Here is a 14,309-nt window from a genome sequence, read left to right on the forward strand (position 1 = left end):
ATGTGATGAAGCTGAATTCAACATTCTCCAGAAGTGGAGGATAGCAAGGGAGCGATGCGTAAGTCTGACCTAGGTTGAAACAGTGTGGGGAATAAAGCGGCATGTGCGGAATTGGCGGAGTCATGTATGCAGACCCTAATCATCCCGTCAGCCCTGAAGTGTTGGTTGGCATGGCCGCAATTCAATATCACCGAGGGCCTGATGGATTTGGTTACCGCATTTTGGACGATCGCGGCATCGGTTTTGCTCACGCTCGTTTATCCATCATTGATTTGAATCCAGAACGGGGGCGTCAACCCTTCATGTCCGCTGACGGTCAATATCTGATTGCCCACAACGGTGAGTTTTACGACTACAAACGATTGCGAGCCGATTTAGCCTCGCGAGGCTACCAGTTTCAAACGAAAAGTGACACTGAGTTAGTCCTTCACCTAACAGAACGGTTTGGGATAGATGAAGCATTGCCCTGTTTGCGGGGAGAATTCGCATTTGCCCTGTACGAGCGACAGCAAGATCGGCTGACTTTAGTGCGCGATCGCTTCGGCATCAAACCGCTTTATTGGACACAGACTGCGACGGGCTTTGTGTTCGGTTCTGAGATCAAGGTGCTCCTGGCACACCCCGATGTAAAAGCACGGTTTTCGTCTGCGGGCTTATATCATCAGCTAATGCAGACGATGGTCCCTGGAACGACCTGCTTTGAAGGCATTTATGCTGTAGCACCGGGACAGAAGGTTGTTGTGCAGCGCCGCGAGGGTGAGCTAACGATCAAAACAGATCAGTATTGGGATTTAGACTTTCCCCATAAAGGAGAGCGCGATTCTCACCGCACTGAAGCTGACTACATCGAAGAGTTTCGAGCACATTTTGTGGAAGCGATTCAGCTCCGGTTAGAGGCGGATGTGCCAGTCGCGTGTTACCTATCTGGGGGCATCGACTCCTGCTCCATCATGGGAGTAGCCGCAGCCTGTCAGCAATCTCCAGTCAAAGCATTCACCATCGGGTTTGATGACAGCGATTATGACGAAACAGCAATCGCTCGCGAAATGGCAGAAGCGGTCAAGGCGGACCAAGACATTCTGTCCGTCAGCGGCACTCAACTCTACGATCACTTTGCGAGAACCCTCTGGCACACAGAACGCAGCATCTACAATACTTTCACCGTCGCTAAACTGCTCATGAGTGCCCATGTCCGCGATGCGGGATATAAGGTCGTGATCACGGGCGAAGGATCAGACGAGCTTTTTGCAGGCTATCCTCAACTCCGCTTGGACATGATTCTGCATGGCATGGAAGATGCCTCACCCCAAGAGCGGGCCGATCTCGAAGGCTGGCTAGCAGAAAGCAATCGCCTGTTCAAAGGTAATTTGCTGGCGGAGAAGCGCCTAGATGATCCTGCTTTGACCGCACTAGTCGGATTTACGCCCAGTTCTCTGCAATCCTGGCTCTCTTCTGCAGCTCATGTTCCGGGACTCCTCAACTCACATCATCGGCAGCAGTTGAAGGACTATTCTCCCGGTGCGGCGATCGCGGCTGCTTTGGATGCTGATCAACTGGTTGACCGTCATCCCCTCGACAAAGCTCAATATGTCTGGATCAAAACCCAGTTTGAATCTCAGGTGCTCGGTTGGGCTGGCGATCGCGTCGATATGGCAAATTCCCTAGAAGCCCGTCCTGCGTTTCTCGATCATCCACTGGTGGAATTTGCGGTGAAGCTGCCACCGTCCATGCGACTGCGAGAGCGCCGTGATAAATACATCTTGCGGGAAACCATGCGTCCTTTGCTACCCGAAACCCTCTATCAGCGGCAGAAGTTCGCGTTTATGGCTCCGCCTTCTCATACAGACGTTGTGAAACAGAAAGCGATGCGATCGCTGGCAGACAATTATCTATCCCAAGAGCGGCTGCAAGCTGCGGGACTGCTTGATATGGATGCCGTGCAGTCTATTCTGAATCGCCATGAGAGTGATGAAACTCCTGTTGCAGAACGGGTGCAGTTGGATGCCGTCATTAACCACATGCTGAGCGTCCAGATTCTACACGATCATTTTGTTGCTAAAGACGTTGCTAAACAGGCCCAGGAAGATGCCCGAAAGTATGGCTGGTCTGCGCGAGACGCCACATAAAAGCCCTCTGGGTAGGGCTTCGCTGGGGCTGTCGCTCTGCTATAGTCTGTCCCCAATATTTGATTAGCGGCTTGATTATGTTGTGTGGTGTTGTGCGGGTTAACCGTCGCCCTGGAGCAAGGTATGGCCCTTGCAGCTGGGTCAAGTCCATCTCAGTGTCCTGAGGGAGCAGGAAATAGGGAATGGGGTGTGCTTGATGCAAGTGCATGCCGCTATAAGTCGCTATCAATCCAGCACATCTGAACATCAAAGTCATTACCACAAGCGTTGCCTGGATCAAATTGGGGTTGCAATTGGACTGAGTTCTAACTGATAGCGATACAGGGCGATTGGTTGATTTCTGGCTTTGAAGTAATCAGAATCCTGGGGTGCTAGATAAATGGCAGTCACTTGATCAGCGGTAACCGAAAACGATTGATCAGACTCTCGTTTTTGATAAGCAGTCGTTGTTTCGACTTCGTTGAGGTAAGGCTGAGCAGTACCGCGAAACACTTGCTGAAAGATTTCGGTGGTCACGAACCTTTCGTCTGAAGGAACTTCAACTGCGCGGCTGATGACGGTCGATTCGAGCTGGCGATCGCCCCGCAAAAACGTTACCTGGCGGTTGGGATTCTTCGGATCAACCTTAACAGTTTTGACCGCCTGATCCCCCAGATAGGCTTGCGCCAAACTTAGACCATTGAAGGCGCGATCAGCCACAATCTCCTCTTGAGCCAAGCGTGGCTTCAGCAAGAAACTTTTGGTCAACGAGGTCATTCTGGGTTCAAACCGCACTTCGCAGGTAATTGGCTGGTTGAGCAGCGATTGATTGCTCTCAAACCCCGGCGTTTGTAACTCTGGAGCCAACGGAGCGGATAGATCAACGAGCGTGCTGGTCAGTTCCCACGTACCCGCCATCCAGTCTGGATAGACTAAATCTCCTTTCGCGGGCTGGGTTGGGGGTTTATCGGTCCAATTGGGGAAGGTCGCTAGGCGATCGCTCAAAGGTCCGCCATAGGCATCTCCACTACAGAGCAGCCAGACCAAAGTCATCAAAACAAACCAGAATAGATTGCGGCGCAGATGTTGAGTAAAGCGTCGTGACATAGGAGTCCGTAGGTTTCGAGTATTGAAGATCGAGTTTTGTAGTTTTCTCAAAGCCAGTTGCCTACTAATACAAACGGTGCCCAATAGAAAGGATCCTGATATTCCTCAGTTGCCAACATATTGAGTTGAGCATTTCTGATCATTTGAGCTTTGGTTTGCTGGGTGTCAGCAAGCTGGCTATAGAAATCGCCCATCCACAGGGAGGTACCCAAATCACTGACCTGCCAAAGCGTTGCCAGCGTGCTGCGGGCACCAGACCGCACAGCAATGCCCGCCAGCCCAAGAGCAGCTTGATCGTCACCCGTTGCCGTTTCACAAGCGCTGAGAATCAGCAACTCGACATCACCTTCCCGAGCGATTTCACTATTCTGCAACAGTTGACTCAGCTGATTAGCGTTAATTCTGCCGTCCCAAGTCAAAATGAAGGTTTGTTCTAAGGTGGCTCCAAATTGACCATGAGTCGCTAGGTGAACGATCGGAAACGCTGTGTCGGTTAACTGAGAGGCAAACGTTTCTGTGTCGAACGTCTCATTGAGCAAGACCTGACTGGGCACCTCGTCCTCGATCGTTTCTAGTTCGGTTTCGACAAACGGTAGTGCAGCAAAATCCTCACGGCTTTCGCTCAGCCCTCCCACTAACGCCTCAACTCCTTGATCGGCTAAGGGGTGGGGATCCAATAGCTGTAGACCCGGCGTAAGGGCGATCGCGTATTTTTCAACCAAATACTGATCACCGTCATGCAGAACCGCCATGGGCACATTGCGCAGCTTGCCGTCTAGCACAAAGACAAGGGTATCAATGCCACTAGCCTGCAAGTCACTGTCAAAAGGCCGAATGATCCAATCGTAAACTTGCTGAGACAGTGTTAAGTAATCAGCAGCGCTGCCACCTCGCACACCAATGCCCCGTCCTCCCTCAGGGAACGTGAAATTCGGGGTAGAAACCGCTGTAAACAGCTGATCCAAACTGCTCTCAACGACACTCCTGGGAACATCAGTGGGCTGATGCAACAGAGGTTGTCCTGGTAGGCCCAAGATCACTTCAACGCGGTCTTCCAGGATGATGGGATAGATAATCGCAGATTCAGTATCGATTTGCTCAATCTGCTGAGACTGAGTCACCACGCAGTCAGCCCGGAAGAAGTTGACCAGTTCTTCAACCTGCAACGACTCAATGACATCTCGCGCTTGGAAAATATTTTCTTGAGGGGTATCAGCAGCATCAGTTTTCAGCAACAAGCTCACTAAGTCGCGATACACCGGTTCAATTTCTTGGCGGAAAGAAAACCGAGCATCTCGATCTGCCGCAACTAAATCACTCCGCAGTCGCTGTAGTGTGGTGAGGGCTTGCTCAAAGGCCGCGATCGCCGCTTCCGTTTCACCCTGTGCTTCAAAGATACGGCCCAACTGCCATTGCCATTGGTAAGTCGCCACATTGGCATCAATTGATTGAGACACCAAACTGGCTCTGCGAGTCAATTCAATCGCCTCGTCCCACTGCTGATTGTTTTCGTATAAACGTCCTAAGTAGCCCAAACTATAGGTTTCAGCTCGGGCATCGCCGATTGCTTGAGCCTCGTCCAACGTTGTTGTCAGCAGGCGCGCTATCTCTTCCGTCGATAAAAGCGGTGGACTCGCCTCGAACGCTTCCGGTTTTAGTGCCTGGCTGACTACATTGATGCGAACAAACAAAGATGAGCGGCTAGGCGGCAGATCCGGGAGCTGCACTAAGATCTCGCTGAGCAAAGGACGAGCTTCTGAAAGAAAGCCTAGGTCAACCAGAAGGTGGAGAGCATTCACCTGGGCCTGTATTCGGGACAACGTTGTTGGGGCAACTTGCGCCGCCTGACGATAGTAATCTAAGGCAACAGTCGGTGGTGCTAGATTGCCCAAACTGAGCCAAGCGGCACTGATATCAGCCGCATCACCCCGCTGCTCTGCGGCTTCTAGGCTTTTTCGCAAGACAGTATCAGCACCGCTGATATCGCCTGATCGCTGTAAGGCAATTCCCAACTGCCGATATCCCGTCGCTTTGAGGGATGACTCACCTGGAAGCTCGTCAAGTTGGGCAGACACGGCATCAAGCGATCGCAACGTTTCAGGAATTCGCCCCTGGACTCTAAAAATTTGTGCCTGATTCAACTGTGCTCGCAGCAGCCCGGTCTCATCGTCCAGCGCCTCATAAATCTTGATCGCCTGAGCGAAGGACGCTAACGCCCTAGTGGCATCGCCCTGAGCCATGAATAACTGGCCTTCAGTACTCAACACCTGTGCTAACACTCGGCGGTTATAGTCCGTTGCCGAAACTCCACTGAGCCATCCCTTAGCCGTGTCAATCGTTGTTTGCGCGGCCTCATATTGACCCAACTTTAAATGGGCCAAGGCTTGGTTGCTGAGAGCGCTGGCAGCGTTAGCACCGGCTTCCTGTGCAGCATAGCCTTGAGCAGCTTGCTGCCACTGTTCCAATGCCGCCGTGTATTGTCCTGCGGCGTATTGTTCACGCCCTTGCTGCATCAGAGATTGCGGATCCGCTGCATAGACAGTGACGCCAGGACTGGATGGGTGAAGAACAGGATGCAGACCCACCACAGCAATCGCGCTCAGACTAACGATCAACAGCCATCGCCACAGGCTCCGTCGCCATCGGATTTGAATTGAGCAATACAGAGGCTTGACCATCAGTCGTCTCTAGTCTTCCTGTACATTACGGGCATCTCAGTCATGCAAACCAATCCAGCTACTCCATCGTCAACTCACTTCAATTGGGCTGACAGCTGATGACTCCTTGCCCTGGCATCGTTGCGTTGGTAGGCGTTTCAGCATAAAGATAAACTGACCCGTCTTCAGCAACCCGGAAATTTTGGGGTTCCTGAATCAATTCGGGTGGATTTGCTGCCAGAGCTTCGTCATCTAAGGACTGATCGCTGCGATCGTCCTCAACGGGCATGGGGTCAGGTCCAAAATCTTCTAAGAGAGGGCTATCTTCCAGAAATGCACCTGGATCAGTCGGCAAACCACCGCGACCGGTGACGCTAAATTCGCTGGGGTTACCCGAAGCAATCAGTTCGCAGCGGCGATCGACTAGATCAGACGGATCAACCTGATCAGGCACAACCACAGGTTCTACAGGTGTGCTCTCAGCGACATTCACTTCTCCGGGCGCACCCAGTTCTGAACTCGCATCCAGGTCACTTTCAATGGATCGCCCCTCTTGCAGGCGGAACATCGCTTCTAAATTAAACGGACTGCGCCCGTCCGCATCCGTTGGCAAAATAACGTCAATTCTGCCACCACCGCCATTGCCTGCCGCATTGGCAACAATGTCACTGTTTTCATCTCGTACAGCACTGATTCCATTCAGCTGCAAAATAATGTTGCCGCCCGTAGCATCATTGGCCAGGGCCTCAGTCGAAATTTCGTTGCAAGTCGGACAGCTCCCCAGAGGATCTAATTCCGTGCGACTGCCTCGGAGCAGCAAAGACCCTGCCGTAATGTTGATATTGGCAGTGTCCTCAATCGAGGCTGTTCTGGCCCGAATCTTGCCTCCCTCATCTAAGACGAAATTGCCAGCCACAATGTTGATGTTGCCAGGGTCACCTGGAAAATCGACAAATACCTGACCATTTTCGTCAATGGGGCCATCAACTGAAACTAGACCTCCATTCGCGATCAGGAGAGTATCCAGAACATTCAAGTTAATACTGCCAGCATCACTACGATTCTCAGTACTCGCAGTGACTAGTCCGTTATCGGTGATGGAAAGCAGATCAGTTAAAATCAGGATGCTTCCCGCCTCGCCTTGGGCATTGGCTTCGGTGCTAACGAATAAGCCACTCGAAAAACCAGCAGAACTTTGTCCAGAAATCTCAACGCCTTCTGAGGCAAAGATAAGAATGTCTCCCGCACCATCGGGTCCAGCAACACCACCTGGTTCTAAAATACCGTCTCCGTCTAAGTCACTGGGGCGGAATACACCAGCGATCGCCTGAGACCCTTCAGTCATGGAAAGACGACTGACATCAAAAATGATGCCTCCTCCGTTGCCGTTCCCTCCACTTTCTATACCTGCTCGAATGGAACTTCCTCCAGCCAGAGAAATGTCTCCTAAAGCATCATTAGGCCCGGTATCCCCTTCAGGACCAGGTGCTGTAATCTCAACACGTCCAGCATCTCCTAATCCAAACGTCGCGACCGAAATCTCACTATTGTTGTCTGCGGATAAAGATCCTGCTTCGATCAGCACAGATCCGCCTGCAATAGGAACAGTGCGATTAGAGTTATTCTGCACGGCACTACTAATCAAGCCATTTCCGTTGAGACTAACCTCGTTAGCAACATCGATAAATATGCCAGCAGAATCACCAAGACCAAAATTATTGGAGTCGATGCTAGCAAAGTCTTCTAATGAAAGAGAACCATTACTGGTGACAGAAATTATGCCACTTCCAGAACTGTCAAAGCCAGCCTGAGCATGAAACCCAGTGCGAGAATTAACGGGATCGATGGTGAACCGGCGAGCAATCACCGCCCGATCTGTCGCTAGCGCATTAGCTTCATCGAAGGGAAGTCCGTAGAAATTGACAAACAGGTTGGTTAGATAGTCGACATAGTTGCTCTCGAAGGTCTCAAAACGGGTTCCATAGTCTGGATCAAACCCCGACAACGAAATATCATTCTGAGTGGTAACAAAAATAGCGCCAGCCTCGCCCTCTCTATAAGCGGGAGCCAGAATTTGGCCGCCACTACTCATATCTAAGCTGTTCACATTCACCAAAATACCGAGTGAATCTCCGTTACTCCGGCTGCGAGCACTCAGAACACCTCCATCGGCAATGGTCAAATCATCCATTTCGACAGAAATCAATCCTCCTGCGCCCGTAGTCGCTGGAAGAAAACTGAGATCAAACAGCGGATCTTCAAGCAGAGCAATATCCAGGTTTTCAGTAGAAGAAACGAGTCCGCTCGAATAAGCCCCTTCGGGTCGACCCGACACAGTTGAAGTCGATAACGGAACTACACCGGAGATAAAAACGGAGGAAGGCAAACTATCATCCAAGCGACTGACAAGAATACTGCCGCCTTCTCCAGATCCAAAGTTCTGAGATAGGGCACTTGCTCCACCAGTAATGGATAGGAAATTAGTTTGTAGTCCAATAATTCCGCCATCATTTTGTCCGACTGTACTCGTTGTTAACGTTGCGCCATCCGACAACAGTATGGTGGGAGAAGAGACTGAAATGATGCCAGGTGCCCCTAAGCCATCCAGAACAGGAACAAGACTGATTGAACCGTCTGGATTGGTGTTTTCTATAAAGTTTAGATTGTTGGAAGCTTGCAGCCCGCTAAATTGACTTGTTGGGTCAATCGTTGCTTCAATGGCATCAATAGCAAATAAACGAGCTTGCGATTCAAGTCTTGGACTTGGAATGGTATTGCTATTGGCCGCGATAAACTCTGCATATCGAGTATTAAAAAGATTGTTACTCCTAATTTCATAGCTCGGATCAGAGCCAGCAATAGTCACAAGGTCACGGGCTGAAATAATGATGTCTCCTGCTGCTCCATTGGCAAAAGCAGTTGTAAGAATCTGGCCGCCTCCTTCAAGGTTTAGAGTGCCAACGTTGTCAATAAAAATGGTTCCGCCATCGGCATTTGTACGAGTTCTAGCGCTAATAACAGCTCCATTTCGAATATTGACTTCATCGAAGTCAAGGATGGTCACCTGTCCGCCATCACCAGTGGCTGGTGGTTCTGAGGTCGAAAACAAACCACTAGAGAATCCTCCTAGAAGCGGGTTGCCGGACTCATCAAAACCCACGAAGTCAGGAGAGACTCCATCCAAGGTGATACTAGACGGTTGATTCAAATCCCTAGGTTGGACAAAGACGTCTCCCGCCTGACCAGTACCAAAGGTTCTAGATAGAATTTCTGCACCGCCACTAAGCTGTAGGTTTTGAGTTTGAATATCGATGGTGCCCCCGTCCACTGCACCTTCGGTGTCGGTCGTGATCAACATGGGACCAGAAAGGGCGATCGCGTCGGCAATGATGTTGACGGTGCCGCCTGCTACCCCCGGCGTTGTCCCTACACTGCTCGTTTGAATGCCAGACAACACTCCTGGGAGTGAACTAGGACCAGACGCAGAAAAGGTGTTGCCGCTTTCGATGTCAATATTGCCGCCCTGCAATCCTCTGGAGTTAAGTAAAGCCCCCTGACTAAGGATGATATTGCCATCGGCAACGAGAGCAATATCGCCTCCATTACCAAACACTTGGTTATTGAAGCCATCAAAAAAGGCAGGAGGATCAGCATTCACGATGCCGTCAATGGTGATATCACCTCGCGATTGGATTTCGATATATCCACCGCCAGTAAAATCGCCGTTAACAATAGAGCGACCGGCCAGAAGCGGCACGGCTGCTTGCACAGCATTGACATCTATGTTGGCTTCACTAGCTGGAGCATTATTGGGCTGATAGCGGTTTGTCAGCGAGACGACGCCCCGAACTGGGATTGCAGGCCCCTGAGCCGGATCTAAAGAGGAATTAGCGTCAGCAAAGAAAATGGTACCAACTTCAATGTTGGCACTGGGTGAAGCGTCCACTGCGTTGAAATCAGGGGGCGTGGGCAAGAAGTTGCCAACTTGTGTGTTGTTGGGCAGTTCGGACCAATCAATTCCTGCTCGAATATCTAGAGTCGGAACGACTTGCCCATTAATCGTTTCTCCATTGCGTAGCTGAAGCGTGTCATCGACAAGACCGTTAACTGGATCAGCCGCTTGTATCCAAACAAAATCACGAATGGTGACGCTGCCCCCCGCCAGAATGTGTAAAGAAGCTCCCTGATATCCGCCTAGGAAGACATCTTCATTGGCAAGAATAACTGGATCGGACGGACTAGTGAGATTTCCTAAGCCACCGTCTAGCTGTTCAATGGTGAAATTACCGTTGCTGTAGAAGCGGGCATCGCCAATGACGGGAGTGGGCGATCGCAACATCATCTCGCTGCCGGAGAACAGGCCACTGGCAGGATGATTCAGAGCAAAAATATCAACACCCTGGTTTCCCTGAACCGTCAGATCTTGTCCTGCAGTGGCCATGAAGGGTTGAGCCGCTGCATCTCGAATAGTCACCGTATCTTGAGCTTGCAGCGCCAGATTTTCTCCCGCAAGAAGCTGGCCCGACAACTCTAGGTTGCCGCCCGCTAATGTCAAATCTTGCCCAACGGTGAGTACCGCTTCGTTGGCGATCGCCCGCTGAGTCTGACTAAATTGCAAACCGGGGGTGATGTCGATAGCGACCAACGGCGGCAACTCTGGATTGAGTGCACTGTAGATATCGCCATTGCCAAAGTCAAACGTATCGGCGGTACTGGCAAAGAAGGACCCAGAAATATCTAGCTGAGCATTTGGACCAAAAATGATGCCGTTCGGATTCAGAAAATAAAGATTAGCCCCGCCATCAACTCCCAGCGTTCCCAGAATGTTGGACGCATCGCCCCCTGTGACGCGACTGAGGATGTTCTCAATGCCGATAGGATTGGCAAAATAGAGGCGCTGTAACTCCTCAACATTGAACTCGCTAAAACTGTGGAATAGGTTTTCCCCCCGAACGGCACCGCCTTCAATTACATCAGCAGGCAGGCCATTGACGAGACTATTGGGGTTGACCTGAGACGCTTCATTCCCCAAAGTTCCATCCGGCGTCACCTGGGCGGAGACTGAGGCAGCAAAGCTGCCAGCCCACAATCCGATTAGATAAACCCAGAAGAGCGATCGCCTAGTAGCTCTAAATACAGCCATGACAAAGACCTGAATCGAATTGGCACGAAAAAGTTCGAGAATATTGAAGCGAATCTGTAGTCAAACCTTCCTGATGCTACGCGGATATTAGCACTCCCTTTTCATCAGACGGCATTCTTTTTTGCGGGTTGTTACGGAGAAATCAAAAAAGCTCCCCCGTCAGCGTGAACAGAATTCCGTGTTCTTGCCAAGAATCCCCTGAAGGTTCAGACCCACTTAAGGGAATGCCGTAATCTAGCCGAGCATTGAATCGATTGCCGACCTGCCAAAGGATACCGGCACCAATGGATAGTAGAGCCTCACTATCGTTGCCGTCCTCATTCCAGCCCACACCATAGTCAATGAAGGGAGCCACCTGAAATGTACTGTCAATCTCAGGAATGGTCATCAAGGGAAACCGGGCCTCAGCTGAGGCAAAAATGCCGTTGTCCGTCGTGAACTGATCCTGCTGATAACCGCGAATACTGCCTTGTCCACCCAAGCGAAACTGTTCGGTTGTTAGGAGTGGACTGTTGGCAAACTGAGCGTTTAGCCGCAAAAAGAGCGAAATATCGTCTTCAAAAATTCGGACATACTGTGCCTGTCCTTGCCAACTAAAAAAATTGCTGTCAGGCAGATCACCAGGATTATCACTTGCTCCAAACCAAGTGGTACCTAAGCTAAATTGCGATCGCACCGCCGCCACCTGATTGACTTCTCGCAGAATCCATTCTTGAGTGAATCGAATTGCGGTCTGACGAGTATTCCCGTCCGCATCCGAACCAGCCGTAACTAAGGGCAATCGAGGAAATCCGTCCAACCGGAACGAACTATCAGCCCACTGATGGCTCAGAGACAATCCCAAAGCAACTTCCTGTCTAGGCGTCTGCACAATAGGTTGACGAATGCCAAATTCTAGCTCATCAGAATTGGACTCAACGCCCAGAAATTTGAGATCGGGTTCGATGATCTCACTACGACTGCCACTATAGAAAAACTCTATCGTTCCGTCGTAGGCGTTGAAGGGAAACGCATATCGAACATCCCAGCTGTTGCTACCGTCCGTGTTGCTGTATCCCACGGAAAATGGGTCGCCGTGCCCCGACAGATTGTTATGAGAAAATACGAAGCGACGTCGAAAGCTACCGACTAAAGGCGATCGCGAATTATCTAAGATTGCTTGACCTGATACCGCATCGGCCTCCACTGCCGTTACGTTAAGGACGCTACCCCCAGTCATCGTTCCTGGAGAAAGTTGAGACGAGATCTCTTGAATGAGAGGATTTAGCTGTAAGAGCTGTAGCGATTCAATGATGTCGTTGACATTCAGAGGCTGTCCGGTTCTGGCTGCAATACGTTTTCGGACATACTCGGGTTGCAGTCGCCTCAACCCTTCAATATTGATTTCTTCTAATCGTCCTTCAATCACCCGGATTTCAACAATGCCTTCCTCGATTCGCTGGATAGGCAGATAAGCGCCTGAATTGATGTATCCCGCATCGAGATAGGTTTGGGTGATGAGTGCCCGAGCAACAAAGAGATCATTCAATGTGATGGGGCGATCGCGAAAGTCAGCTACGATGGCCTGCAATTCTTCATCACGAAATGCAGTATTGCCTACAAATGAAAATTCCGTCACGACAAACGATTCCGGCACCTCATCATCAGGTAGCGGCACTAACGTTTCTATTGGGGCAGGAATCGTCAGGACATCATCGGGTTCTGGAATAGGCTCAGGCTCAGGCAGAGGAGGCTCCGGCTGGGGCTCTTCTAGAGGTGGATCAATGACCGTCTGAGCTAACCATTCGTTTTCAGATAAAGCGGCGTCTTGAGTTAACTTCGAGAGAACAGTGTCTCGCTCAGTTGCTACAGCGACTCTAGAAACCGGCAGCGTCCCCAACAACAAACCACTCAACATTCCTATTAAGAAAAAGGGATACCGATGCCAAGGATTATATCTGGCTTGGACAATGCGATCGATAGAGCAATTAACAATAGCCATAACCAAACATGCATTAATGGTTGAAGGGTAATACAACTTAAACCACAACAAGCTAAGGTTACTCTATCAGCTCTTGTTTTTAGAACCAATTGAAGTTTTTTCTATTGCTTAGAAAATATTGACTAACCCTTTTGCGAGAAAGTTAGAGATCTGCTCCTAAAGCTATCTCTATAAGATCAATTTATAGAGGATCAAAAAGTAGATTTTATCAACACCTAATCTGACTTCCTAGATGTTTAGAACTTAACAAATAGCGTCTTTTGCTTCCAATTTTGATCGACAAAACAACAAAACTGGACTTTACACTTCATCTGGATCAACACCCAGTGCTCGCAAGCGTTCTGCCAATCGTTCTGCTCGCTGGCGTTCGTCCTCGGCCCGCTGGCGTTCTCGGGCCTGTCCTTCGGCTCCAGTTGGAATCACATTTCCTTGCTGATCACACCACCTCAGCCATAGGCGACTAGTATCTTCTTCAAATTGGCCTTCCCAGAGGGTGAGTCCAATCCCCGCGCCCTCTAACCAAACGGGTTGTCCAGTCATCTTGATTCCATCGTCTGGAGTTAATTCACGATAGCCCACAGGTGAAATCATCCAAACCCGCAGCAGTGCACCGTTCATGTTCTCAGCGTCTTGGATTTGCTGCAAAGGATCGAACACAGCGTAATAATGCACACCTATTTGGGCGTAGCGTTCCTTTTTACTGGCCGATTTTCCTTTCTGTTGCGATCGCGGACTGAGGATAATCTCATCTCCCTCTTGATTAGAGACAATCTCAATACAGACCTCTGGAACTTTGCCAAACTCCCATACAAAATAGGAGCGATCGCGCTTTTCAGCATAGGCATCTGGTCGTTGTACCCCCAGACTCAGCATTGCATCCGGTACGATAGGTGTTCCATACAGCTTATAAAAGAGACCGACATTAGCGGCAGCCAAAAAGGGGGTAGGTACGGCTTGTGAACTGTAAAGCGGTTCCACTAAAAGCCTTTGCTGCTGTTCAGATTGAAAGTTATCCACTGGGGTGTCGTCTTCAATGACTAAGTGACCAATATCCAACTCAGTAACGACACCATCCTCATTGATCGCTTCCTTAGCCCGCACCTGTTGTGAAGTCATCGATCAGTCCCAGCGACGTTCTGTTTATTCTAAACCGATCAATGTTGATGGCTAGCAAAGGTCATCGACTGCTAGTGCCGCTACGCGGCATGCAAAATTCAAAGTTCAAAATACTCTGCGAGAAGAGGAAAGCTCTGCAAAACTAAGGCAGATAAGCTTTTTCAGTGTTTTGAATGATGAGCCTATTTCTGCCGCAGTGT

Annotated in this window: 6 protein-coding genes; 1 reads left to right on the plus strand and 5 read right to left on the minus strand. The window is 50.1% G+C overall.

Annotation, left to right across the window (positions count from 1 at the left end; all coding sequences use genetic code 11):
* Window positions 1-101: 101 nt before the first annotated feature.
* The gene (gene asnB, locus PN498_RS22785; protein WP_272065710.1) at window positions 102-2,126 is read left to right on the plus strand and encodes an asparagine synthase (glutamine-hydrolyzing); all 2,025 of its coding nucleotides are present in this window, start codon (window positions 102-104) and stop codon (window positions 2,124-2,126) included.
* Window positions 2,127-2,402: 276 nt separating this feature from the next.
* On the opposite strand, the gene PN498_RS22790 is transcribed toward asnB, so the two are convergent.
* The 5 genes from PN498_RS22790 to PN498_RS22810 form a co-directional block, all read right to left on the minus strand.
* Window positions 2,403-3,212 (minus strand): DUF6816 family protein, encoded by an 810-nt coding sequence (locus PN498_RS22790; RefSeq protein ID WP_272065711.1) that lies wholly within the window; start codon window positions 3,210-3,212, stop codon window positions 2,403-2,405.
* Window positions 3,213-3,259: 47 nt separating this feature from the next.
* Complete coding sequence (locus PN498_RS22795) at window positions 3,260-5,890, minus strand: CHAT domain-containing protein (RefSeq protein ID WP_272065712.1); 2,631 nt, start codon at window positions 5,888-5,890, stop codon at window positions 3,260-3,262.
* Window positions 5,891-5,969: 79 nt separating this feature from the next.
* Window positions 5,970-11,012, minus strand: coding sequence for a two-partner secretion domain-containing protein (locus PN498_RS22800; RefSeq protein ID WP_272065713.1), 5,043 nt, complete (start codon window positions 11,010-11,012; stop codon window positions 5,970-5,972).
* 142 nt (window positions 11,013-11,154) lie between these two features.
* On the minus strand, window positions 11,155-12,993 hold the full coding sequence (locus PN498_RS22805; protein ID WP_272065714.1) for a ShlB/FhaC/HecB family hemolysin secretion/activation protein: 1,839 nt from the start codon (window positions 12,991-12,993) through the stop codon (window positions 11,155-11,157).
* 300 nt (window positions 12,994-13,293) lie between these two features.
* Complete coding sequence (locus PN498_RS22810) at window positions 13,294-14,109, minus strand: Uma2 family endonuclease (RefSeq protein WP_272065715.1); 816 nt, start codon at window positions 14,107-14,109, stop codon at window positions 13,294-13,296.
* Between the last annotated feature and the right edge of the window lie 200 nt (window positions 14,110-14,309).

Source organism: Oscillatoria sp. CS-180, from assembly GCF_028330965.1.
Classification (GTDB): domain Bacteria; phylum Cyanobacteriota; class Cyanobacteriia; order Phormidesmidales; family Phormidesmidaceae; genus Halomicronema.

Coding starts and splice junctions, on each gene's coding strand:
- asnB (WP_272065710.1), top strand. CDS start 102: ATGTGCGGAATTGGCGGAGTCATGTATGCAGACCCTAATCATCCCGTC.
- PN498_RS22790 (WP_272065711.1), bottom strand. CDS start 3,212: ATGTCACGACGCTTTACTCAACATCTGCGCCGCAATCTATTCTGGTTT.
- PN498_RS22795 (WP_272065712.1), bottom strand. CDS start 5,890: ATGGTCAAGCCTCTGTATTGCTCAATTCAAATCCGATGGCGACGGAGC.
- PN498_RS22800 (WP_272065713.1), bottom strand. CDS start 11,012: ATGGCTGTATTTAGAGCTACTAGGCGATCGCTCTTCTGGGTTTATCTA.
- PN498_RS22805 (WP_272065714.1), bottom strand. CDS start 12,993: ATGGCTATTGTTAATTGCTCTATCGATCGCATTGTCCAAGCCAGATAT.
- PN498_RS22810 (WP_272065715.1), bottom strand. CDS start 14,109: ATGACTTCACAACAGGTGCGGGCTAAGGAAGCGATCAATGAGGATGGT.